Below are 24,311 nucleotides of genomic sequence, written 5' to 3'. Positions count from 1 at the left end.
TCATGCCCTGAAGACGAACGAACCAGGGGAAGGCGCCGCGGAGTTACGGGAGGGGGTGGGGGGGAGCCCCCGGGAATGCGAAGCCCCTCCCCGTCGCCCCGCCCCCTCCGCACGCCACCTCCGTCCCTCTCCCCGCCCCCGTACCGAACCTCCGACCTCCCCCCCGTCACCGTGGGAAACACCGTGGCAGCGGAGGCAATAGGGTGGTGCCTGCACGCCCCTGAGCCGCCGAGGAGCACGTCATGGCCCGCCCCAGCGCATCCCGCCGTACAGCCGTGGTCTGGGAGGTCCTGCGAGGCGCTCTCGACCAGCGGGTCAAGGCCGGCGGTGGAGAGACGCTCGAAGTGCTCGACACGGGAGGCGGCACCGGCAACTTCGCCGTGCCGGTCGCCGAGCTGGGCCACCGCGTGACCGTCGTCGACCCCAGCCCCAACGCCCTGTTCGGGCTGGAGCGCCGCGCCGCCGAGGCCGGTGTCGAGGGCCGTATCCGCGGAGTGCAGGGCGACGCACACGGCCTCTTCGACGTCGTGGAGCGCGGCGGCTACGACGTGGTGCTCTGCCACGGCGTCCTGGAGTACGTGGACGATCCGGTCGAGGGCCTGGGCAACGTCGTCGCAGCGCTGCGCCCCGGAGGCGGCACCCTCAGCCTGCTCGCCGCGGGCCTGGGCGGCGCCGTGTTCGGACGTGCACTGGCCGGGCACTTCACCGAGGCGCGTCAGGCGCTCACGGGCCCCGACGGACGCTGGGGAGAGAAACGATCCGATGCCCCGGCGCTTCACCGTCGAGCAGCTCACCGACCTCGTCGACGCCACGGGCCTGTCCGTCACCGCCGTGCACGGCGTGCGCGTCTTCGCCGATCTCGTCCCCGGTGCGCTCGTCGACACCGAGCCGGACGCGGAGGAGGCCCTTGTGAGGCTGGAGGCCGCCGCCTCCGAACTGCCCGCGTTCCAGGCGGTCGCGAGCCGTCTGCATGTCCTGGCCGAGGCGCGGTACCACGAGCGGTGAGCGCGGCCGGGCAGCCGGTCCGGCCGCTCCGCCCGGGGCCCGCCGGGCAGAAGTGACCGATCAGTATCACAGTGGTTCGTACCTCACCCGCTCGGCTGTTGACCGCCGTATGATCGGGGCACACGGTTCGGCATGGCGGAAAGGCAGCGCGGGAATGCACGGATTGAACGGTCCCGCGCCGACGTCCGTCATCACGGTCCTGGTGGGAGGTAATGGCGCAGAGGGGCGGGTTTCACGGGGGCGATTCCCTGCCTATCCTTGGATGGTCGCACCCGGTCGCCCCCGCGACCGACGAGTAGGAGGACTCCGTGCCGCTCTCTGAGCACGAGCAGCGCATGCTCGAGCAGATGGAGCGAGCGCTGTACGCCGAAGATCCCAAGTTCGCGACAGCGCTCGAGGGAAGTGAGCTGCGCAGGTACACCCGCAGGCGGGTCTACCAGGCGGTCGCAGGCTTTCTGGTGGGCATCACCCTGCTCATGGCCGGAATGGTCGCGCAGCAGATCTGGATCAGCGTCGTGGGCTTCCTCGTCATGCTCGGGTGCGCCGTGCTCGCGGTCACCGGCTGGCGGAAGGCCCCCAAGAGCGGCGAGCAGCAGCAAGGACAGCAGGGAGCTGCACAGCAGGGAGGCAGCGGAGGCGGCTCGACGCCCACCCGCCGCCAGCCCCGCTCACGCCGCTCGATGATGAACCGCATCGAGGAGCGGTGGCAGCGCCGCCGCGACGAGGACCGATAGCACAGCGCACAGCACCGGCGGCGGACTGCGACGCCGGTGCGGCGACCTCCTGCGAGCGACATCCCCCGCACTGCGACCTCCCACCGGCGACCCTCCGAAGCGGCGTCACCTCGCGCTGAATCCCCGCCCCCACTGCCTCCCGAGACCAGCCCACGGGCCGTCCTGAAGAACACTAAGGACGGCCCGCAGCCATGCCGTGCCTGTCTCGTCACGCCGTGCGCCCGCGCGGACGCACATCTGACGCGTCCGCGCCGACCCCACATCGCATCGCGCCGCCGGCCGCGCTCCGGTGCCTCGCTACATCGTCACTTCGCGAAGCGCACCCGCAGCGACCTCAGCCACCGCTCTCGCGCCGCAGTCACCCCCCGCGTCGCCGCCCACATCACTCGTACGGAAGAAGGCGGCAGCAGCAGTGCGCGGCTCCGCAGGCCTCGCGGCGCCGCACGGCGAAGCGCCTCCCGCACCTGCCGTACGTCGGCCCGTACACCGGCACCCGGCCGCGGGCGCGGCGCGTACAGCACCTGCTCGACCTCCAGGGCCACCCGGAACGCCGCCTCGGCCGCCTCCTGCCCCAGATCGCCGATCCGCACGATGCGTTCCGCGGCCTTACGCGGTGTCGCCGACTCGTCGGGCACCACCCCGTAGTCCCAGCCGCTGTCGACCAGTTCGCGCCAGGCTTCCAGGACGGCGGCGGGTGTCTCCTCTCCCGGGGTCCCTCCGGCCGCGCGTGTGCCCAGGCGTCTCGCTCTCGTACGTACGCGCCACAGCATCGGCAGCGACAGCAGGCCAAGGCCGAGCAGTGACGCGGCGGCCACCGCGGCGGTCGTGCCGGTGTCGGAGCCGCCGTCGCCGCTCCCGCCGTCCTGCGCCGGAGCCGACTGCCCGCACTCCGGGTCGAGCCTCTTGGCGTCCGCGTCGCAGCTCTCGGACTCGGAGGGCACGGGCGTCGGTTCGGCGCTCTGCCCGCGGTCAGGTAGCTGTTCGGCGGGGTTCTCGCTGGGGTCGGGGGTGTCCGGCTGTGCGTACGGCGGCGGGGTGCCGCGCGTCGGCGTCGGTTCGAACCTCGTCCAGCCGATGCCCTCGAAGTACAGCTCGGGCCAGGCGTGCGCGTCCTTCAGCCCTACGTTCATCCGCCCGTCGGCCGCAGCCGTGCCCGGTGTGAAGCCGACCGCGACGCGGGCCGGAATGTCCAGGGTGCGGGCCATCGCGGCCATCGTGAAGGCGAAGTGGACGCAGAAACCCTCCTTCTGCTCAAGGAAGTTGGCGATGGCGGCGGAGCCGCTTCCGGCACGTACCCGGGTGTCGTAGGTGAAGCCGCCGTCGGAGGCGAACCAGTCCTGGAGGCGCACCGCACGCTCGTAGTCGTCGGGTGCGTCCCGGGTGACCTGCTGTGCCGTGCGACGCACCACCGACGGCAGCGACTTCGGCACCTTCGTGTACTCCTCCCGCACCGCGGGCGGCGGTTGGGGAGCCCTGCGGAGCTGACGTGCCGTGGGCTCCACGAGCAGGCTCTCCACCTGGTAGCGCACGCCGCGCGTGGTCTGCCCGCGGTCGCCCACGAGGGTGCGGCCCTCCGGTTCGAAGCGCCAGCGCCCGGCCAGTTCCACGCGGTCGGCCGGATACGGCATGGGCAGCCAGTTCTGCGCGTACCAGTCGGCGGCGACCACATTGCTGCGGACCCGCTCGGTACGTACGTCGGGCGAGAGCCCCGGAGGCGTCGGCAGCGGATCGGGAACGGCGTCTATGCGGCGCTCCGACGGCTTCCACGAGGCACCGTCGAACTTGTCCAGCGCCACGATCCGCAGATACATCTCCTGCGTGCTGCGGGTGTTGGTGGTGTAGCTCAACGCCGTGCGGTCCTCGGCCTGGTTGAGGCTGTCCTGGAGCGCCACCAGCGGGTTGACCGCGGAGACAGTGCCGCCGTTGCGGCCGACTCCGGCGCCGCCGTTGCGTGCCGCGTCCAGCAGACCGCCGCCCAGCGACGGCAGCAGCGCGGGGACGACCAGGGCGAGGCCGAGCGTGAGGGCGCCGATCCTGCGTCCCGTGCGTACGGGCGCCGTCGCGGGACCCTCCACGCCGCCGGGCTGGTACGCGGGAGCACCGGGCCGTCCGCGGTCGGTGAAGACCCGCCCCCACTGCGAGAGGCGTTCGCGGCCCTCCGCCAGCAGTAGCAGCAGGTAGCCGCCCGCCGCGCACAGGAACCACGGCCAGCCCGCACCGTCGCGGGCGAGCCCGGCCGCCACCGAGTACAGCGCGAGCAGCGGCAGCCCGGCGGGCGCCGCACTGCGGAACGTCACCGCGAGCGAGTCGACCAGCAGGCCGATCAGCAGCACGCCGCCGACCAGCATCAGCCTTATGCCCTCGGTCACCGGTGCCGGTATGGCGTACCGGCCGACGTCATGGCCGCCTTGAGCGAGGAGCTGCCCGAACTCCGCCAGCGCGCCGGGGCCCGGAAGCACCCCGGCGATCGCATCGTCCCTTACGAAGAAGAACGTCAGCAGAACCAGCGACACCGCGGCCTGCACGGCGGGCGTCACAGGGCGCGGCAGCGGCACCCGTCGCGCCCCCGCGCCCACCAGTGTCTGTACGCCCAGCAGCAGCGCGGTCTGGAGGATCCACGTGGCCGGTTCCACAAGCGGCAGCAGCGCGAACGCCGCGGCCAGCGTGGCCACTGCCGCGCACAGCGCGAGCCGTCCCCGTCCGCTCATGAGTGCGTCCCCCTCACGGTCACCTCGTCGGCCCGCTGCCACAGTTCGTCCATGGCCCGTCCCGGGCCGCCAGTAAGCGCCGTCCAGCCTGCTTCGCGCAGTACGCGCAGAGCATCGTCGTCCGCTGTCTCAACGGGGTCCGTCATGTCCGGGGCGGGCTGTGCCGCGCGGGACGGTGCGGCGGTGGCCGTGGGCGCCTCGCCGGACGTGCCGGTGCCGGGCTGCCCGGCGCCTACGGCACCGTCGGAGCCGGGCGCGCCTGCCGGTGCCGCGCCCCCCACCGCGGAGCCCTCCGTCGCCGCGTCCTGCGCCCCGGAGCGCTCCCTCGCCGCGCCTTCCGCCATCGCGCCTTCCATCGCGAACTCCGCGCCCGCACGCGGCACTTGCTCCGCTTCCCCGCCTGCCGTGCCCGTCTCCGGCCCGGAGAAGTCCGACGCGGAGAAGTCCGACGCGGAGAAGAAGGCGACCGCCTTGCTCGTACGCTGCCGCATCCTTGCCACCGTCATCGCCTGCTCCTCGTCGAGGGCTCCCAGGAAGGCGACCAGCAGCCCCTCCTGCCCGCCCGCGACCCCGCGCAGCATGTCGTACGCGTACGACATGCCCTCCTGGTCGGACTGTTCGAGCAGCGCGAGCGTGTCCAGCAGCAGCCCCGCCGTGTCGGAGGGGTCCCCGGCGAATCCGATGCCCTCGGGGCCCGGGACCATCGTGCCCGTGTCCGTCAACAGCCGTACGGCGTAACCCCGTTCGAGGAGATGCACGCAGACCGACGCCGCGGCGGACACGGCCCACTCGAAGGACGAGTCCGGGCCCGACCCCGCGTACGCGCCGCGCCGCGTGTCCAGAAGCACCGTGCAGCGTGCCTTCTGCGGCTGCTCCTCCCGACGCACCATCAACTCGCCGTAGCGGGCCGTCGAACGCCAGTGGACCCGGCGCAGATCGTCGCCGTGCCGGTAGCCGCGCGGGATCACGTCGTCCTCGCCGGCGAGCGCGAGCGAGCGGTGCCGTCCGTCGCCGTAGCCGGTGGCGTCGCCTGTGAGCCGTACCGGCGGCAGCGGCACGGTGCGCGGCACCACCGTGAGGGTGTCGTATGTGCTGAAGGAGCGCGTCAGTTCGCACATGCCGAACGGGTCGGTGAGCCGTAGCTGAAGCGGGCCCAGCGGGTAGCTGCCGCGCATGTCGGAGCGGACCCGGTACGACACCTCGCGCTGCCCGCCCGGCTCGACGCGGTCCAGCACGAACCGCGGACGCGGCCCCAGCACGTACGGAACCCGGTCCTCCAGCATCAGCAGACCCGTCGGCAGCCGGGAGACGTTGTCGAGCCGCAGCCGCACCCGCGCCTCCGAACGGACCGTGACCCGCGCCGGTGAGAGCCTGCGGGAGCCGGTGACCCGGTAGCGCGTCCGGTACAGCACCAGTACGCACACCAGCGGCAGGGCCGCCAGCAGCATCCCCACGCGCAGCAGGTCGGCCTGCCCCAGCACGTAGGCGCACACGGCGGCGGCCATCCCCGCCGCCAGGAAGGAACGTCCGCGGGTGGTCAGGCCGCTGAGCGCGGTGCGCAGCGGACCTCGCTGCTTCCTGCCGCCTTCGCCGTCCTCCGCGCCCGGCCCGGCACCGGCACCACGCCCGTGTTCCGCGCCGTGTCCTTGTCCGGCTCCGGGCCCGTATGCCACGCCGCGCACCGGCCCCGCGTCCCGCGCGGGCCGCCTCGCGGGTCCCGCGCCGGGCGCGGGACTCCCGGACATCAGTAACCCCGCGGCGGCTGCTGTCCGTGACCGTCGAGGTGCGACGGAACGCCCGCGCCCTTCGGAGCCGCCGTCGGTACGGGCACGCGCTGGAGGATCTCCTCGACCACCTGCTCGGCGGTGCGCCTGCTCAACTGCGCCTGCGACGTGGGCAGTAGCCGGTGCGCCAGCACGGGCACGGCCAGCGACTGCACATCGTCGGGGAGTACGAAGTCACGCCCGGCCAGCGCCGCGCTGGCCCGGGCGGCACGCAGCAGATGCAGCGTGGCCCGGGGGGAGGCGCCCAGCCGCAGCTCCGGATGCGAGCGCGTCGCGGCGACCAGTTCCACCGCGTAACGCCGCACCGGGTCGGCGACATGGACCCCCCGTACGGCGTCGATGAGCTTGCTGATCTCGTGCGCGTGCGCCACCGGACGCAGATCCTCCAGCGGCGACGCGCCACCGTGCACGTCGATCATCTCCAGCTCCGCGGCCGCGCTGGGATACCCGATGGACACGCGCACCATGAAGCGGTCCCGCTGCGCCTCCGGCAGCGGATACGTGCCCTCCATCTCGACCGGGTTCTGCGTCGCGACGACCATGAACGGCGACGGCAGCTCGTAGGTCTGCCCGTCGATCGTCACATGGCGCTCCTCCATCGACTCCAGCAGCGCCGACTGCGTCTTGGGGGAGGCGCGGTTGATCTCGTCGCCGATGACGATCTGCGCGAAGACCGCTCCCGGCTTGAACTCGAAGTCCTGCCGCTGCTGGTCGTAGACGCTGACACCGGTGATGTCGGACGGCAGCAGGTCCGGCGTGAACTGGATACGCCGGACCGAGCAGTCCACGGATCTGGCGAGGGCCTTGGCGAGCATCGTCTTGCCCACGCCGGGCACGTCCTCGATCAGGAGGTGTCCCTCGGCGAGCAGCACCGTCAGCGACAGCCGTACGACCTCGGGCTTGCCCTCGATCACCGACTCCATCGAGCGGCGCACCCGATCCGCCGTACTGCTCAGATCGCTGAGGTCTGCTCGCTGGTCAAAGGTCGTCACCCGGCCCTCCTCGGCCCGTCCCCGTCTTCCGCCGCTGCTCTCATCTGCTGCCTGTACACGCATTCTTCACGTCCACGCGTCCTCGCGTCACGGTTCCGGGGCGATCTCCGGGTCGATCTCGCGGAGCAGTCCCGTCTTCACGTCGAAGACGAAACCACGCACGTCGTCCGTGTGCAGGAGGAAGGGCGAAGTACGCACACGTTGCATGGACTGCCGCACGTCCGAATCCAGATCCCGGAACGCCTCGACAGCCCAGGACGGCCGCTGCCCGACCTCCAGTTCCAGGTCGTGCCGGAAGTTCTCGGTGAGGTTGAGCATTCCGCAGCCGGTGTGGTGGATGAGTACCACCGAGCGGGTGCCCAGGGCGCGCTGGCTGATCGTCAGGGAGCGGATGATGTCGTCGGTCACGACACCTCCCGCGTTCCGTATCGTGTGGCAGTCGCCGAGTTCCAGGCCGAGGGCCTCGTGCAGGTCGAGACGGGCGTCCATGCAGGCGACGACGGCCACCTTCAGGACGGGACGGGCGTCCATGCCCGGATCGGTGAACTGCGTGGCGTAACGCTGGTTGGCTTCGACGAGCCGGTCGGTGACGGTGCCGGGACGGTGTTGGTCGCCGGCGTCGGGCTGGGTGAGCGGCTGAGGGTTCCGCTGTGGCGTCGACATGTGACGACGGTAGACCGCGAGGCCGGGCGAGGCTCCCCTCGGGGGAGGACCAATCGGGCTTTCCGGTGTATCTGTGAGGCGCTGCACAGGCGTTCGTGACCCCGGGTCAACGCGGCTCGGCGCTGGTTGACCGAAGGGACGAGTGGACTAAAGTGGCGCGAAGTGGGAGGCGGGACGCTTCCCGGGGTCCGGTTTCTCCCGAGTGCGCAGGCGCGTACGTGCGGCTCGGCCTCCTCCCGCTCATGGTCGTACGGTGCCCTCTTCCCCGGCTCCGCCCGGCCGCTTCCCCTTCGAGCGGGCGGGGACCAAGCAGCACGTGGGCAGGAAGAGGCGCATGACGACCGAAGAGCAGCCCGCCCGCGAAGAGCCCACCGGCGGCGGAGATGTGGCCGTGAATCAAAGTCCCGCGGAGCGGCACCGTCCGGTGATGCTGAGGCGCTGCCTCGATCTGCTCGCCCCCGCCCTCGCCGAGCCGGGCGCCACCGTCGTGGACTGCACCCTCGGCCTCGGCGGCCACAGCGAGGCGCTGCTCGCCACCTTCCCCGCGGCGCGCCTGATCGGGCTCGACCGCGACCGGGAGGCGCTGCGGCTTGCGGGCGAGCGGCTCGTCGAACACGCCGACCGCACCACGCTCGTGCACGCCGTGTACGACGAGCTGCCGGAGGTGCTGGAGCGCCTCGGGGTGGCGCGGGTGCAGGGCGTCCTGTTCGATCTCGGCGTCTCCTCCATGCAGTTGGACGAGGCGGAGCGCGGCTTCGCCTACGCGCAGGACGCCCCGCTCGACATGCGGATGGACCAGACGCGCGGGCCGAGCGCCGCGGACGTACTCAACACCTATCCGCCCGGCGAACTGGTGCGTGTGCTGCGTGCGTACGGCGAGGAGAAGCAGGCACGCCGCATCGTCGAGGCGGTCGTCAGGGAACGCGAGCGGGAGCCCTTCAGCCACAGCGCGAGGCTGGTGGAGCTGATCCGCGACGCGCTGCCGCAGGCCGCGAAGCGCACCGGCGGCAACCCCGCCAAGCGCACCTTCCAGGCCCTGCGGATCGAGGTCAACGGCGAACTGGACGTACTGGAGCGGGCGGTGCCGGCGGCCGTCGACGCGCTCGCGGTCGGCGGACGCATCGCCGTGCTGTCGTACCACTCGCTGGAGGACCGCCTCGTCAAGCGGGTGCTGACCGCCGGTGCCAGGAGCACCGCACCGGCCGGGCTGCCGGTCGTGCCCGAGCAGTACCAGCCGCGGCTGAAGCTGCTGACACGCGGCGCCGAACTCCCCACCGAGGACGAGATCGCCGAGAACCGCCGTGCCGCACCGGCGCGGCTGCGCGGCGCGGAGCGCATCAGGGAGGCGCACACCTCATGAGTGCACAGGAGCGGCTTTCGAGGCTGTCCCGGCTCGCCCGTCTGGTACCGGCCGGGACGTCGTCGGCGGCCCGTACCCCGTTCGTGCTGCTCGTGGTGCTGATACTGGGCGCCGGGCTGCTGGGTCTGCTGCTGCTCAACGCCGCCGTCAACCAGGGCTCGTTCCGGTTGAGCAAGCTGGAGAAGCAGACCGACGAGCTGACGGACGAGCAGCAGTCCCTCCAGCAGGAGGTCGACTCCTACTCCGCTCCGGGCGCGCTGGAGAAGCGCGCCCGTGAGCTGGGACTCGTTCCCGGCGGTACGCCCGCGTTCCTGGCCCCCGACGGCACCGTCAAGGGGGATCCGCAGCCGGCCACCGGAGATCCGCAGCAGGAGGAGCGGTGAGCGAACGTCCCCGCGACCCGCGCCGCGACGGCGCCGGGCGCGCCGCCGGGTCCGCGAACTCCGCACGGCAGCAGAAGTCCGCCCGTTCGGCCAGGCAGGGCACGGCCGCCACCGGGAAGCCCGCCACGGGCAAGACCGCGAAGGCAGCCCCCGCGGTTTCGAAGACCGCGAGGCCCGTCCGCGCCCCCGCCGGCAGCTCCGGCGGGGGCACCCGGCCCCCCGTGCCCTCACAGGGCGGCCGGCTACGCCTCGCCAGCGCACGACCGCGGCTGCGGCTCATCGCCTTCGGCCTGACCGTGGTCATGCTGGCGTTCACCGCGCGCCTGCTCCAGGTGCAGGCCGTCGACGCCAGCGCCTTCGCCGACAAGGCCGCCGTGAACCGCTACATCACCGTGCCGCTCGCCGCCGAGCGCGGCACCATCTCCTCGCGTGACGGCGCCGCCCTCGCCACCACCGTCGACGCCTACGACGTCACGGCCGACCCGTACCTCTTCACGCGCAAGCAGACCGGCGTCACCGACGCCCCCGAGCGTGCCGCCGCCCTCCTCGCGCCCGTACTCCACGAGGACGAGCAGGAGTTGGCCGGGAAGCTGGCCAAGAAGGACACCCGCTACGTGCTCCTCGCCCGGCAGCAGTCGCCGCGCACCTGGGCACGTATCAAGAAGCTCAAGAAGGAGGTCGCCGAGAAGGCCGCCGAGGCCGGCGAGGCCGGCCGGGTCCGCCGAGACCGCCGAGAAGTCCGAGAAGAACGCCGACGGCGGCGCGGACGAGGCGGCCGACGTGCTCGCCGGCGTCTACCGCGAGAAGCACCCCAAGCGCGTCTACCCGAACCGCGAACTGGCCTCCTCCGTCCTCGGGTTCGTCAACTCCGAGGGCAAGGGCGGCGCAGGCGTCGAAGCACTCCTCGACGACAAGCTGGCAGGCAAGGACGGCAAGATCACCTACGCCCAGTCCGGCGGCCGTCAGGTGCCCACCGCGGGCGTACGCGAACACCCGGCCCGCGCGGGCGCGGACGTTCAGCTCACCCTCGACCGCGACATCCAGTGGGCGGCGCAGCAGGCGATCCGCGAGCAGGTCGCCCGCTCCGACGCGGACAGCGGCTACGTGGTCGTCCAGGACACCCGCACCGGTGAACTCCTCTCCATGGCCAGCGCCCCCGACTTCGACCCCAACGACGTCTCCCGCGCCGACCCGAAGGCACTGGGCAACGCCGCCGCCCAGGACGTCTACGAGCCCGGTTCGACCAGCAAGGTGATGTCCATGGCGGCGGTACTCGAGGAGGGCAAGGCCACACCGCTGACGGAGGTGACCGTGCCGAACCGCCTCAAGCGAGCCGACCGCGCCTTCGCCGACGACGTCGACCACGAGACGTGGCATCTGACGCTGAACGGCGTGCTCGCCAAGTCCAGCAACATCGGGACGATCCTCGCCACCGAGCAGCTCGGGAAGAACCAGAAGGAGGCCAACAAGGTCCTCCACCGGTACATGAGCCGCTTCGGCATCGGCAGGCCCACCGGCCTGGGGCTGCCCGGCGCGACCTCCGGAATCCTGGAGAAGCCCGGCAAGTGGAGCGCGTCGCAGCAGTACACGATCCCCTTCGGCCAGGGGCTGTCGCTCAACGCCGTGCAGGCCGCCTCGATCTACTCGACGATCGCCAACGGCGGCGTGCGGAACGTGCCTTCGCTCGTACGTGGGACCACCGGGCCCGACGGCGCCTTCACCGCGGCACCCGAGCCGGGCGAGCGCCGCGTCGTCAGTGAGAAGACCGCGAAGACCCTCTCCCGGATGCTGGAGTCCGTCGTCAGCGACATGGAGGGCACGGGCACCACCGCGAAGATCCCGGGCTACCGGGTAGCGGGCAAGACCGGTACGGCCAACCGGGTAGATCCCGACACCGGCCGCTACGACGGCTACACCTCGTCCTTCGCGGGCTTCGCCCCCGCCGACAAGCCCCGCGTCACGGTCTACTGCGCCGTCCAGAACCCGAAGAAGGGCAGCTACTTCGGCAGCGACGTCTGCGGCCCCGTCTACAAGAAGGTCATGAAGTTCGCCCTGAAGTCCCTTCAGGTCCCCCCGACCGGAGCAAAGGCCCACCCCTGGCCCGTAAGCGCCGAGAAGGACCGTACGAAGAAGAAGGAACGATGAGCCCGTGAGCCGTGAAGACAGCCTTCCGGCGCTCCTCGTGACGCCGCATACCAGGGGTACGGGACGGGCACGACCGGCCGGACGCGGCCCCTCCGTCACGCCCCTCGCTTCGCCGCGCGGCCCCCGCGCCCGGTACGCTCACCGCCGTGCCACAAGCTGATCAGAACTCCCTCTCGCCCTCGGCGGAGGGTCGCACAGAGCCCGGCTCCACGGAGACGGCCACCGGGACGACCACCGATGTCGCCTCGGGACCGCCGAGGCCCGCGCACGTACGGCCCGTCCCGCTCGCGGAGCTGGCACGCCGGCTGAACACCGCCGCCCCACAGGGCGCGGAGGAGGCCCAGGCGACCGGCATCACACACGACTCGCGTGCCGTACGTCCCGGCGACGTCTACGCCGCTCTGCCCGGTGCCCGCTTCCACGGCGCCGACTTCGCCTCGCAGGCCGCCTCACTGGGGGCCGTGGCCGTGCTGACCGACCCGGCCGGCACCGAACGCTCCGCGGACGCCGGGCTGCCGGTCCTCACGGTGCCCGACCCCCGCGCCCGCATGGGAGCGCTGGCCGCCGCGATCTACGGCGAGCCCGGCAGGGACCTGCTCCAGATCGGCATCACCGGCACCTCCGGCAAGACCACCACCGCGTACCTGGTCGACGGCGGGCTGCGCAAGGCCGCCGAGAAGGCGGGCGAACTGACGGGCCTGATCGGCACGGTCGAGTCCCGCATCGGCGACGAGCGGCTGAAGTCCGAGCGCACCACGCCCGAGGCGACCGACCTCCAGGCGCTCTTCGCCGTGATGCGGGAGCGCGGAGTGTCGTCGGTGGCGATGGAGGTCTCCAGCCACGCCCTGGTGCTGGGCCGCGTCGACGGATGCGTCTTCGACGTCGCCGTCTTCAACAACCTCAGCCCCGAACACCTGGACTTCCACCCGGACATGGAGGACTACTTCCGGGCGAAGCGGCAGCTCTTCACACGTGCCAGATCCCGTGCGGGCGTGGTCAACTTCGACGACGAGTACGGGCAGCGGCTCATCGAGGAGTCCGAGGTGCCCGTGACGACCTTCTCCGCGGAGGGCCACCCCGACGCCGACTGGCGTGCCGAGGCCGTCGAAGTGGGCCCGCTCGGCTCGACGTTCACCGCCGTGGGCCCCAAGGACGAGTCCGTACGGGCCACCGCCCCCATCGCAGGGCCGTTCAACGTCGCCAACGCGCTCGCCGCGCTCACCGCCCTCGTCACCGCGGGCATCGACTTGCAGACGGCCGCCGACGGCATCGCGTCGGTGCCCGGTGTCCCCGGCCGGCTGGAGCGCGTGGACGCCGGGCAGGACTTCCTCGCCATCGTCGACTACGCACACAAGCCCGACGCCGTCGAGTCCGTCCTGTTCGCGATCCGCAAGGTCACCGAGGGCCGTGTGCACGCCGTACTGGGCTGCGGCGGCGACCGCGACCCGCACAAACGCACCGCCATGGGCTCGGCGCTCGCGCGCCTGTCCGACACCGCGGTGCTCACCTCCGACAACCCCCGCACGGAGGACCCGCTCGCGATCCTCGCCACGATGCTCGCCGGTGCCGCCGAGGTGCCCGCCTACGACCGCGGGACGGTTCTGCTGGAAGAGGACAGAGCCGCCGCGATCCGTCTCGCGGTCGACCGTGCCGAACCGGGCGACACCGTGATCGTCCTCGGCAAGGGACATGAGCAGGGGCAGGACATCGCGGGGGTCGTAAGACCGTTCGACGACACCCTCGTGCTGCGTGAAGCCGTCCGGCACAAGCAGGAAGCGGCTGGCAGCACCCCGACCCAAGGGACAGACGCCGAAGACCGATGATCCCCCTATCACTCGCCGATATCGCCGCTGTCGTCGACGGACAGCAGAGCGACATACCGGACCCGGAAGCCCAGGTCACAGGACCCGTCGTCATCGACTCCCGAAAAGTGGCCGAGGGCGGTCTCTTCGCCGCCTTCGCCGGGGAGCGCGCCGACGGGCACGACTTCGCACAAGGAGCCGTCGAGGCCGGTGCCGTGGCCGTGCTGGCCACCAGGCCTGTGGGCGTGTCGGCCATCGTCGTCGACGACGTGACCCGCGCCCTCGGCGCCCTCGCCCGGCACTCGGTCGCCCGGCTGGGCACCCAGGTCGTCGCGCTCACCGGCTCCGCAGGGAAGACCAGCACCAAGGACCTCATCGCCCAGTTGCTGGAGCGTCTCGGGCCCACGGTGTGGACGCCGGGCTCGCTCAACAACGAGATCGGGCTGCCGCTGACCGCCCTTCGCGCCGAGGCCGGCACCCGCCATCTCGTGCTGGAGATGGGCGCACGCGGCGTCGGCCACATCCGCTACCTCACGCAGCTCACGCCGCCGCGCATCGGCGTCGTGCTCAACGTGGGCACGGCGCACATCGGCGAGTTCGGCGGCCGGGAGCAGATCGCCCTGGCCAAGGGCGAGTTGGTGGAGTCGCTGCCCGAGGCGGCGCCGGACGGCGAGGACGGCGGTGCCGGAGGCGCGGGAGGCGTCGCCGTGCTCAACGCCGACGACCCCTTCGTAAGGGCCATGAGCGAGCGCACCCGGGCCCGTGTCCTGCTGTTCGGGGAGGCGGAGGAAGCCCACGTACGTGCCGAGAATGTCCGGCTCACGGACCGGGGTCAGCCCACTTTCACGCTACGAACACCGACCGGGTGCGGTGACGTGACCCTGCGCCTGTACGGTGAGCACCACGTGTCGAACGCGCTCGCCGCGGCGGCCGTCGCCCACGAACTGGGCATGCCCGCCGGGGACATCGCCACCGCGCTCTCCGCCGCGAGCACGCTCTCGCGTTGGCGGATGGAGGTCACCGAGCGCGCCGATGGAGTCACGGTCGTCAATGACGCCTACAACGCCAACCCCGAGTCGACACGGGCCGCGCTCCGCGCGCTGGCCGCGATGGGTCGGGGCCGGCGGACCTGGGCGGTGCTCGGTGAGATGGCCGAGCTCGGCGACGAGTCGCTTGCCGAGCACGACGCGGTCGGACGGCTCGCCGTCCGGCTCAACGTCAGCAAGCTCGTGGCGGTTGGTGGCCAGGAGGCCGTCTGGCTGGACATGGGCGCGAAGAACGAGGGTTCGTGGGGTGAGGAGTCGGTGCACGTGTCCGACGCTGAGGCGGCGGTCGAGCTCTTGCGGAGCGAACTGCGCCCGGGGGATGTCGTACTGGTGAAGGCTTCCCGTTCGGTGGGTCTGGAGCGCGTCGCGGACGCGCTCACGGAGTCCGGGACCAACGAGGGTGAGGTCGCCGCCCGATGGGTATGAGCCAGATCCTCTTCTCCGGAGTCATCGGACTCTTCCTGTCCCTGGTGGGGACGCCGCTGCTGATCAAGCTGCTCGCGAGCAGGGGTTACGGGCAGTTCATCCGTGACGACGGTCCGCAGAACCACCACAGCAAGCGCGGCACCCCCACGATGGGCGGCATCGCCTTCATCCTGGCCACGGTCGCCGCGTACGCGCTCACCAAGCTGCTGACCGGCAGCCAGCCGAGCTTCTCCGGCGTACTGGTGCTGTTCCTCTTCGCCGGTATGGGTCTGGTCGGCTTCCTCGACGACTACATCAAGATCGTCAAGCAGCGCAGCCTCGGTCTGCGGGCCAAGGCGAAGATGGCGGGGCAGCTCATCGTCGGCACGGCGTTCGCCGTCCTGTCGCTGAACTTCGCCAACCTCCGTCTGCTGACGCCCGCTTCGACCAAGCTCTCCTTCACCCAGGACTTCGGCTGGTCGATGGGCCCGGTCATCTTCGTGATCTGGGCGCTGTTCATGATCCTCGCCATGTCCAACGGCGTTAATCTGACGGACGGTCTGGACGGCCTGGCGACGGGCGCATCCGTGATGGTCTTCGGCGCGTACGTCTTCATCTGCGTCTGGGAGTACCAGGAGTCCTGCGCCAACCCCTTCACGGCGGGCCCGGGTTGCTACGAGGTGCGCGACCCGCTCGATCTGGCGGTCGTCGCCGCCGCGCTGATGGGCGCCTGCTTCGGCTTCCTGTGGTGGAACACCTCGCCCGCCAAGATCTTCATGGGCGACACCGGTTCGCTCGCGCTCGGCGGCGCGCTCGCCGGTCTCGCCATCTGCTCCCGTACGGAGCTGCTGCTGGCGATCCTCGGCGGGCTCTTCGTCCTGATCACCATGTCCGTCGTCATCCAGGTCGGCTCGTTCCGGCTCACGGGCAAGCGCGTGTTCAAGATGGCGCCGTTGCAGCACCACTTCGAACTCAAAGGCTGGTCCGAGGTGCTGGTCGTGGTCCGTTTCTGGATCATCCAGGGCATGTGCGCGATCCTCGGCGTCGGCATCTTCTACGCAGGGTGGGCGGCCAGCAAGTGAACGACCGGCACGACCCCTTGGACGCTTCGGGTCCGACGGAGCCAGTGGGCCTGACGGATCTGCGCGGGAAGCGGGTGACCGTGGCCGGGCTCGGCGTGAGCGGCGTCAGCGCCGCACGCGCCCTGAAGCGCATGGGCGCCGAGGTCACCGTCGTGGACGGCGGCGACAGCGACGCCCACCGTGAGCGTGCGGCCGAACTCGGCGCCCAGGACGTGACCGTGAGGCTCGCGGACGCGGAGACCCTCCCGTCCGGCACCGAACTGATCGTCACCTCGCCGGGCTGGAAACCGCAGAGTCCGCTCTTCGCGGCGGCCGGTGAGGCGGGCGTACCCGTATGGGGCGACGTGGAGTTGGCGTGGCGGCTGCGCGGCGCACGGCCGGGGGAGCCCGCCGGCAGCGGCGGCCCGCCGGCGCCCTGGCTCGCCGTCACGGGCACCAACGGCAAGACGACCACGGTGCAGATGCTCGCCTCGATCCTCGGCGCCGCCGGTCTGCGCGCACCCGCCGTCGGCAACATCGGGACGCCGCTGATCGACGTCGTACTCGCCGAAGAGCACTACGACGTACTGGCAGTTGAGCTGTCGAGCTACCAGTTGCACTGGGCGCCGAGCCTGCGGGCGCACTCCGCCGCCGTGCTCAACCTCGCGCCCGACCACCTCGACTGGCACGGCTCGATGCAGGCGTACGCAGCCGACAAGGGCCGCATCTACGAGGGCAATCAGATCGCCTGCGTCTACAACTGCGCCGACCCCGCAACCGAGGAGCTGGTCCGCGGGGCCGACGTCGAGGAGGGATGCCGCGCCATCGGCTTCACCCTCGGCACCCCCGGGCCGTCCGAACTCGGCGTCGTGGACGGCATCCTGGTCGACCGGGCCTTCGTGGAGAACCGCCGCGAGCAGGCGCAGGAACTAGCCGAGGTCTCCGACGTCACCCCGGCCGCGCCGCACAACATCGCCAACGCCCTCGCCGCGGCGGCGCTCGCCCGTGCCTACGGCGTGCCGCCTTCGGCCGTACGCGACGGACTGCGTGCCTTCCGGCCCGACGCACACCGCATCGCGCACGTCGCGGACGTCGACGGCGTCGCCTACGTCGACGACTCCAAGGCCACCAACACCCATGCCACACAGGCGTCTCTGGCCGCGTACGACTCGATCGTGTGGATCGCGGGCGGCCTCGCGAAGGGCGCCACCTTCGACGAACTCGTACGTGAGTCGGCACCGCGCCTGCGGGCCGCCGTACTCATCGGCGCCGACCGGCGCCTCATCCACGAAGCCCTCACGCGACACGCCCCGGATGTCCCGGTGGTGGACCTGGAGCGGACCGACACTGGGGCGATGGCAGCGGCAGTCCGGGAAGCGGCGCGGCTGGCACGCCACGGGGATACGGTGCTGATGGCACCGGCCTGCGCCTCGATGGACATGTTCGTCAACTACAACGCGCGCGGTGACGCCTTCACCGACGCGGTGCGTGCGCTGGCCGAGGCCCGCTCGCACGAGGTGGAGTAACCCGCCGGTCCCGCGGACCGCGTCGCGGGAACAGACGGAGGGGAAGCGACAGATGACGCCCGACAGCGGCACTGCGGCGGTCTCTCTTCCGGGCGCGTCCAGACTCACAGGAGCGTCCGGAAGAGCGTGGCGCCGCGCTGCCGCCGGCAACGGCCCCCGAGTTCGCCGCGCACGGCGAGGGGGGCTGTGGAGGGCCCTGGCGGCCCTGACGCCCTGGGAGCCCTCGTACGCGCCGGCCGATGGAACGCTTCTGCTTCCCCGCGAGGTGCGGCGCTCCCGTACGTCCAAGCCCGGTGCGGACAAGCCGCGTACCGCCAAACCCGCTGCGGACAAGTCGCGTACGTCCACGCCCGGAGCGGCCAAGCCGCGTACGGCCAGGCCCGGAGCGGCCAAGTCCCGCACCACCGCCAAGCCCCGTACGGGCAAGGGCACTTCACCGGCAGCCGCCCCCGCGCCCAAGCGCCCCCCGAGGCTGCGCCGTCTGCCGGGCGGACCGTCCGGGCGGGGCGGTGGAAGCGGCACACCCGCGTTCCTGGCGAAGGCGAGGCGGGCCTGGGACCGGCCGCTCACCGCGTACTACCTGATCCTCGGCGGCAGTCTGCTGCTCACCGTGCTCGGGCTGGTGATGGTCTTCTCGGCGTCGCAGATCGAGGCGCTCCAATCCGGCCTGTCCTCCACGTACTTCTTCCGCAAGCAGCTCGTCGCCGCGGTCGTCGGTGCCGCGTTGCTGCTGCTCGCCTCCCGTATGCCGATCAGACTGCACAGGGCGCTGGCGTATCCGCTGCTCGCCGTCTCCGTCGTGCTGATGTGCATGGTGCAGGTGCCGGGACTCGGGCACGCGGTCAACGGGAACCGCAACTGGATCTATCTGGGCGGCCCGTTCCAGCTCCAGCCGAGCGAGTTCGCCAAGCTGGCACTGGTGATGTGGGGCGCCGACCTCCTCGCCCGCAAGCGCTCCAGGCGGATGCTGAACCAGTGGAAGCACATGCTCGTACCGCTGGTGCCCGTAGGGCTGCTGCTGCTCGGACTCATCATGCTCGGCGGCGACATGGGGACCGCGATCATTCTCACAGCGGTCCTCTTCGGCCTGCTGTGGCTCGCGGGCGCTCCCACAAGGCTGTTCGCCGGTGTCATGGCGGTGGCCGCCGTGATCGGCTCGCTCCTCATCATGACCAGCCCGAACAGGATGGCGCGGCTGACCTGCATCGGCGCCACCGACCCGGGCGCCAACGACCAGTGCTGGCAGGCCGTCCACGGGATCTACGCGCTCGCATCGGGCGGATGGTTCGGTTCCGGCCTCGGTGCCAGTGTGGAAAAATGGGGTCAACTCCCCGAACCACACACCGACTTCATCTTCGCCGTGACCGGGGAGGAACTCGGTCTGGCGGGGACGCTGTCGGTGCTCGCTCTCTTCGCGGCTCTAGGCTATGCGGGTATCCGCGTGGCCGGACGCACGGAGGAGCCCTTCGTGAGGTATGCCGCGGGGGGCGTGACCACCTGGATCACGGCGCAGGCCGTGGTCAACATCGGTGCGGTGCTCGGTCTTCTGCCGATCGCCGGTGTCCCGCTCCCGCTGTTCTCCTACGGAGGCTCAGCCCTGCTGCCGACGATGTTCGCCATCGGGTTGCTCATCGCCTTCGCGCGAAGCGACCCCGCGGCCAGAGCGGCTCTGGCCATGCGGCAGCCTGCTCTGCGGCAGCGCGTGCGGAGAAGGCTGGCAGGGGTGCGAACGAACACGATGAGACGGCGCGCGGATCGGCGGCCGTCCGGAGAGCGGTGAATGAGAGTGCACGTCGTACTCGCCGGTGGGGGCACCATGCCGGCCATATCGAGCCCGCGCTCGCCCTCGCGGATGCTCTGCGCAGGCAGGACCCGACGGTGGGCATCACCGCGCTCGGGACCGAACGCGGCCTGGAGACCCGTCTGGTGCCCGAACGCGGCTATCAGCTCGAACTCATCCCGGCCGTACCGCTGCCGCGTAAACCCACACCCGAACTGATCACCGTCCCCGGGCGGCTGCGGGGCACCATCAAGGCGGCCGAGCAGGTGCTGGAGAACACCAAGGCCGACTGCGTCGCCGGATTCGGCGGCTACGTCGCGCTTCCCGCATACCTCGCCGCCAAGCGCCTCGGCGTCCCCATCGTCATCCACGAGGCCAACGCGAGGCCCGGCCTTGCCAACAAGATCGGCTCCCGCTACTCGCAGCACGTGGCGGTCTCCACGCCCGACAGCAAGCTGCGCAACGCCCGTTACATCGGCATTCCGCTGCGCCGGTCCATCGCCACGCTCGACCGCGCCGCCCTACGGCCCCAGGCGCGTGCGTCGTTCGGTCTGGACCCCAATCTGCCGACGCTGTTCGTCACGGGCGGCTCGCAGGGCGCACGCCGCCTCAACGAGGTCGTGCAGCACGCCGTACCGCACCTTCAGCGCGCGGGAATTCAGACGCTGCACGCGGTCGGCCCGAAGAACGAACTGCCGCAGCCGGACAACATGCCCGGAATGCCGCCGTATGTCCCGGTACCGTATGTGGACCGGATGGATCTCGCGTACGCGGCGGCCGACATGATGCTCTGCCGTGCGGGCGCGATGACCGTCGCGGAGCTGTCGGCCGTCGGGCTGCCGGCCGCGTACGTCCCCCTGCCGATCGGCAACGGCGAACAGCGGCTCAACGCACAGCCGGTGGTCAAGGCGGGCGGCGGACTGCTCGTCGACGACGCGGAGCTGACGCCGGAGTGGATCATGGGCAACGTGCTCCCCGTCCTCACCGATCCGCACCGGCTGCACGACATGTCGCGCGCCGCGGCGGAGTTCGGCCGGCCCGACGCCGACGAGCTTCTTGTCCGCATGGTGTACGAGGCGATCGCGGCACGCCGGAGGGCGTGAGACAAGGCAGGCAAGCGTGGCCGGACCCACGGGGCCGACGAGGAACGCCGAGGGACGCGGCAGGGGGGCCGAACGGTACGGCAGGGACCGCGTGGCCCGTCCCCAGGCGGGCGCCGACTCCGGCCCGCCGCCGTCCGGTTCGGGCCGGGCGCCCGCGCGTGACCGGCCGACGGCGCGGCCCCGGAAGCTCCGGCTGCGAGCCCTGCTCGTCCTGCTCGCCCTGGCCCTGGGGCTCATGGGTTTCGGCGCATGGGCCCTGTACGGCTCGGACTGGGTACTGGTCGAACGCGTCACCGTCAGCGGCAACGAGGTTCTGACGGAGAAACAGGTGCGTGACGCGGCCCATATTCCGGTTGGTACTCCGCTGCTGTCGGTCGACCGTGCCGCGGCGCGGCACCGTCTCAAAACGGCGCTGCCGCGCCTCGACGAGGCCCGAGTCGTACGAGCCTGGCCCCACGGAATCGGTATCGAAGTGACGGAACGGAAGCCGGAACTGGCCATGAAGCATGCCGGGAAATTCGTCGAAGTGGACGTGGAAGGTGTGCGTTTCGACGTAGTTCCGGAGCAACCGAAGGGCGTTCCGCTTCTCGTGATGGAAGTCGAGAGCTCCGCGGGTCTGCGGCACTTCGGCAAGGAACGCCTGCGGCGTGAAGCAGTCCGCGTCGCCACCGCGCTTCCTGAATCCGTAGCGCGTGACACGCGTACGGTCAGGGTGCGTTCCTACGACTCCATCACACTGGAGTTGACGGGGGGCCGTACGGTGCTGTGGGGCAGTGGTGAACTGGGGCGCGCGAAGGCGACGTCTCTGACCGCACTGATGAAAGCCACCAAGGGAGCAAGGCACTTCGACGTCAGTGTTCCCAGCGCCCCGGCCTCGTCGGGGAGTTGACGGGCGTCAGCGCAGGCCAGCACCCTGGATGACCACCCACGGGCCTGATCACATAGGGTGAAAGGAAAAACGGGAGGTTCGGCGTGTTCGTTGAACACCCACCACTTGTCGACTTAGTGTCCGTTCCCAAGACTCCAGGGAAGACAGACACCGGTAACCCTAAACTTCACGCTTAGGGTTCGGGTCGACGTGGACCGCCCGACAGGGATACGTAACTCGAGGCGAGAGGCCTTCGACGTGGCAGCACCGCAGAACTACCTCGCAGTCATCAAGGTCGTCGGCATTGGCGGCGGTGGCGTGAACGCCATCAACCGGATGATCGAGGTCGGTCTCAAGGGCGTCGAGTTCATCGCGATCAACACCGACGCGCAGGCCCTGTTGATGAGCGATGCCGACGTCAAGCTCGATGTGGGCCGTGAACTGACACGCGGTCTGGGAGCAGGCGCCAACCCCGATGTCGGCCGCAAGGCCGCCGAGGACCACCGCGAGGAGATCGAGGAGGTCCTCAAGGGGGCCGACATGGTCTTCGTCACGGCCGGCGAAGGAGGCGGCACCGGCACCGGCGGGGCTCCCGTCGTCGCCAACATCGCCCGCTCGCTGGGGGCGTTGACGATCGGCGTCGTCACCCGTCCCTTCACCTTCGAAGGCCGGCGGCGCGCCAACCAGGCCGAGGACGGCATCGCGGGGCTGCGCGACGAGGTCGACACCCTCATCGTGATTCCCAACGACCGCCTGCTGTCCATCTCGGACCGTCAGGTGAGCGTGCTCGACGCGTTCAAGTCCGCAGACCAGGTGCTGCTGTCGGGTGTCCAGGGCATCACCGACCTCATCACCACCCCCGGCCTGATCAACCTCGACTTCGCCGACGTCAAGTCCGTCATGTCGGAGGCGGGTTCGGCGCTGATGGGCATCGGCTCGGCCCGCGGGGACGACCGCGCGGTGGCCGCCGCGGAGATGGCCATCTCCTCGCCTCTGCTCGAAGCGTCGATCGACGGCGCGAGGGGCGTACTGCTGTCCATCTCGGGCGGTTCGGACCTCGGGCTCTTCGAGATCAACGAGGCGGCACAGCTCGTCAGCGAGGCGGCACACCCCGAGGCGAACATCATCTTCGGCGCGGTGATCGACGACGCCCTCGGCGACGAGGTGCGGGTCACGGTCATCGCGGCGGGCTTCGACGGAGGCCAGCCCCCGAGCAAGAACCGCGACAAGGCCCTCGGTTCGCACGCTCCGAAGGACGACTCGCCCTCCTCGACGGGATCGTTCGGAAGCGGCGACCCCGACGCCGACCGGCCCTCCTTCGGCGGGCTCGGCAGCGTCACACCGCGCGAGAGCGACCCCGAGCCGGTGGGCGAAGCCCCGGGCGCGGGCCGAGACTCGCTGCCTCCGACCGTCCCGCCGGCCCGCCCGTACCACGACAGCCAGGCCGAGGAACTGGATGTGCCGGACTTCCTGAAGTGATAGGCACGCACGACTCCGAGAGCGGCGCGCACTTCGCGTTCACCGACAGGTGGGGCGGGGTGAGCGCCGCTCCGTTTGAGTCCCTCAACCTCGGCGGCAGGGTCGGCGACGACCCGTCGTACGTACGGGAGAACCGCTCGCGGGCGGCGGCCGCGCTGGGCCTCGGCGCCGACGACGTCGTATGGATGCATCAGGTGCACGGGCGTGAAGTCGCCTGCGTGGAGGCGCCGTTCGGCGACGAAGCGCCCCCGCTCGACGGGATCGTCACGCGACGACGCTCGCTGGCCCTCGCGGTTCTCACCGCCGACTGCACTCCGGTACTGCTGGCCGATCCGGTCGCGGGCGTCGCCGGAGCGGCACACGCGGGGCGGCCCGGACTGGCCGCCGGAGTGGTGCCCGCGCTCGTCGAGGCGATGCGGAAGCAGGGCGCGTCGCCGGAGCGGATCGTGGCCCGCACGGGCCCGGCGGTGTGCGGACGTTGCTACGAAGTGCCCGAGGAGATGCGCGAGTCGGTCGCGGCGGCGGTTCCCGAGGCGTATGCGACGACGAGTTGGGGCACCGCTTCGGTCGACATGGCGGCGGGCGTAAGGGCCCAACTCGAAGCCTGCGGTGTCACAACTCTGGAACAGTCCGCCGTGTGCACCATGGAGTCGGCCGATCACTTCTCGTATCGACGTGAGAAGACGACCGGTCGCCTCGCGAGCTATGTCTGGTTGGAGGCGAACTGAACCGTGACGGACCTCACGGCCCGTCAGGCCGAACTCGCCGCGAATCTCGCCCGGGTGGAGGAGCGCATCGGGAGCGCTTGTGTCGCCGCGGGGCGCGACAGGGACGAGGTCACGCTGATCGTCGTCACCAAGACCCATCCCGCCCGTGACGTGCGGCTGTTGGCGGAGCTGGGCGTGCGGCACGTCGCCGAGAACCGCGACCAGGAGGCGGCCGCGAAGGCGGCGGAGTGCGCGGACGTCCCCGTGACTTGGCACTTCGTGGGGCAGCTGCAGACCAACAAGGCCCGCTCCGTCGCCTCTTACGCGGACGTCGTCCACTCCGTCGACCGCCCCCGGCTCGTCGGCGCCCTGAGCCGTGCCGCCGTACATCACGGCCGCGAACTGGACTGCCTGGTCCAGGTCGCGCTTGACGCGGAGTCAGAAACCGCCGGTGGCCGTGGAGGTGCGGCGCCGGGCTCGGTCGTCGCGCTCGGCGACGAGTTGGCGGCGGCCCAAGGTCTGCGACTGGCAGGCGTGATGACCGTGGCTCCGCTCGCGGGGCCGTACGCAGGCGATCCGGCCGCGGCCTTCGAGCGGCTTCGGGAAATCTCAACCGGCCTGTGTACAAGGCATCCTGCTGCGACCATGGTGTCCGCAGGGATGAGCGCGGACCTCGAAGAGGCCGTCGCCGCCGGTGCGACACATGTGCGCGTCGGCAGTGCGGTACTCGGAGAGCGACCACGGCTCGGGTAACGTCGCC

Annotated in this window: 17 protein-coding genes and 3 pseudogenes; 16 read left to right on the top strand and 4 right to left on the bottom strand. The window is 71.2% G+C overall.

Annotated elements, in window-relative coordinates; all coding sequences use genetic code 11:
• Positions 1–242 precede the first annotated feature (242 nt).
• Positions 243–1,005: pseudogene (locus MMA15_RS04995) on the top strand (methyltransferase).
• A 308-nt stretch (positions 1,006–1,313) separates the two neighbouring features.
• A complete protein-coding gene (locus MMA15_RS04990; RefSeq protein ID WP_241057754.1) occupies positions 1,314–1,739 on the top strand; it encodes an SCO2097 family morphological protein in 426 nt (141 codons plus the stop codon).
• 305 nt (positions 1,740–2,044) lie between these two features.
• On the opposite strand, the gene MMA15_RS04985 is transcribed toward MMA15_RS04990, so the two are convergent.
• The 4 genes from MMA15_RS04985 to MMA15_RS04970 all read right to left on the bottom strand — a co-directional run bounded on the left by MMA15_RS04985 (position 2,045) and on the right by MMA15_RS04970 (position 7,886).
• A complete protein-coding gene (locus MMA15_RS04985; protein ID WP_241057752.1) occupies positions 2,045–4,447 on the bottom strand; it encodes a transglutaminase TgpA family protein in 2,403 nt (800 codons plus the stop codon).
• Complete coding sequence (locus MMA15_RS04980) at positions 4,444–6,009, bottom strand: DUF58 domain-containing protein (RefSeq protein WP_241063005.1); 1,566 nt, start codon at positions 6,007–6,009, stop codon at positions 4,444–4,446. Before MMA15_RS04980 ends, MMA15_RS04985 begins: the two co-directional genes overlap by 4 nt.
• 182 nt (positions 6,010–6,191) lie before the next feature.
• Positions 6,192–7,223 (bottom strand): AAA family ATPase, encoded by a 1,032-nt coding sequence (locus tag MMA15_RS04975; RefSeq protein ID WP_241057750.1) that lies wholly within the window; start codon positions 7,221–7,223, stop codon positions 6,192–6,194.
• A gap of 87 nt (positions 7,224–7,310) precedes the next feature.
• A complete protein-coding gene (locus MMA15_RS04970; protein WP_241057749.1) occupies positions 7,311–7,886 on the bottom strand; it encodes a beta-class carbonic anhydrase in 576 nt (191 codons plus the stop codon).
• 334 nt (positions 7,887–8,220) lie between these two features.
• Between MMA15_RS04970 and rsmH the strand changes: the two genes are divergently transcribed.
• From rsmH to MMA15_RS04905, 14 genes and pseudogenes are all read left to right on the top strand, one after another.
• Positions 8,221–9,246, top strand: coding sequence for a 16S rRNA (cytosine(1402)-N(4))-methyltransferase RsmH (gene rsmH / locus MMA15_RS04965; protein WP_277400025.1), 1,026 nt, complete (start codon positions 8,221–8,223; stop codon positions 9,244–9,246).
• Positions 9,243–9,629: a cell division protein FtsL gene (ftsL, locus tag MMA15_RS04960; protein WP_241057747.1), complete on the top strand. Its 387-nt coding sequence runs from the start codon at positions 9,243–9,245 to the stop codon at positions 9,627–9,629. Before rsmH ends, ftsL begins: the two co-directional genes overlap by 4 nt.
• Before the next feature lie 302 nt (positions 9,630–9,931).
• Positions 9,932–10,249 (top strand): annotated as a pseudogene (locus MMA15_RS28680) (cell division protein); the annotation flags it as partial.
• A 160-nt stretch (positions 10,250–10,409) separates the two neighbouring features.
• A complete protein-coding gene (locus MMA15_RS04955; protein WP_505016608.1) occupies positions 10,410–11,774 on the top strand; it encodes a peptidoglycan D,D-transpeptidase FtsI family protein in 1,365 nt (454 codons plus the stop codon).
• A 47-nt stretch (positions 11,775–11,821) separates the two neighbouring features.
• Entirely contained in the window at positions 11,822–13,597 is a 1,776-nt protein-coding gene (locus MMA15_RS04950; RefSeq protein ID WP_241063003.1) for a UDP-N-acetylmuramoyl-L-alanyl-D-glutamate--2,6-diaminopimelate ligase, read from the top strand.
• On the top strand, positions 13,594–15,048 hold the full coding sequence (locus MMA15_RS04945) for a UDP-N-acetylmuramoyl-tripeptide--D-alanyl-D-alanine ligase (protein ID WP_241057745.1): 1,455 nt from the start codon (positions 13,594–13,596) through the stop codon (positions 15,046–15,048). Before MMA15_RS04950 ends, MMA15_RS04945 begins: the two co-directional genes overlap by 4 nt.
• On the top strand, positions 15,045–16,109 hold the full coding sequence (gene mraY, locus MMA15_RS04940) for a phospho-N-acetylmuramoyl-pentapeptide-transferase (RefSeq protein WP_241063002.1): 1,065 nt from the start codon (positions 15,045–15,047) through the stop codon (positions 16,107–16,109). The genes MMA15_RS04945 and mraY overlap by 4 nt, the downstream gene beginning before the upstream one ends.
• A 50-nt stretch (positions 16,110–16,159) precedes the next feature.
• A complete protein-coding gene (murD, locus tag MMA15_RS04935) occupies positions 16,160–17,614 on the top strand; it encodes a UDP-N-acetylmuramoyl-L-alanine--D-glutamate ligase (RefSeq protein ID WP_277400781.1) in 1,455 nt (484 codons plus the stop codon).
• Between the two features lie 265 nt (positions 17,615–17,879).
• The gene (gene ftsW / locus MMA15_RS04930) at positions 17,880–19,394 is read left to right on the top strand and encodes a putative lipid II flippase FtsW (protein WP_372498182.1); all 1,515 of its coding nucleotides are present in this window, start codon (positions 17,880–17,882) and stop codon (positions 19,392–19,394) included.
• Between the two features lie 6 nt (positions 19,395–19,400).
• Positions 19,401–20,497: pseudogene (gene murG / locus MMA15_RS04925) on the top strand (undecaprenyldiphospho-muramoylpentapeptide beta-N-acetylglucosaminyltransferase).
• A 91-nt stretch (positions 20,498–20,588) separates the two neighbouring features.
• Complete coding sequence (locus tag MMA15_RS04920; RefSeq protein ID WP_241063000.1) at positions 20,589–21,386, top strand: cell division protein FtsQ/DivIB; 798 nt, start codon at positions 20,589–20,591, stop codon at positions 21,384–21,386.
• A 237-nt stretch (positions 21,387–21,623) separates the two neighbouring features.
• Positions 21,624–22,844, top strand: a complete 1,221-nt coding sequence (gene ftsZ / locus MMA15_RS04915) for a cell division protein FtsZ (protein ID WP_241057741.1) — start codon at positions 21,624–21,626, stop codon at positions 22,842–22,844.
• Entirely contained in the window at positions 22,841–23,572 is a 732-nt protein-coding gene (pgeF, locus tag MMA15_RS04910; RefSeq protein WP_241057740.1) for a peptidoglycan editing factor PgeF, read from the top strand. The genes ftsZ and pgeF overlap by 4 nt, the downstream gene beginning before the upstream one ends.
• A gap of 3 nt (positions 23,573–23,575) precedes the next feature.
• Entirely contained in the window at positions 23,576–24,304 is a 729-nt protein-coding gene (locus MMA15_RS04905) for a YggS family pyridoxal phosphate-dependent enzyme (protein ID WP_241057738.1), read from the top strand.
• Positions 24,305–24,311 lie beyond the last annotated feature (7 nt).

The sequence above is a fragment of the Streptomyces marispadix genome (genome assembly GCF_022524345.1).
Taxonomy (GTDB): domain Bacteria; phylum Actinomycetota; class Actinomycetes; order Streptomycetales; family Streptomycetaceae; genus Streptomyces; species Streptomyces marispadix.
This window is presented reverse-complemented; position numbering and strand designations above follow the sequence as displayed.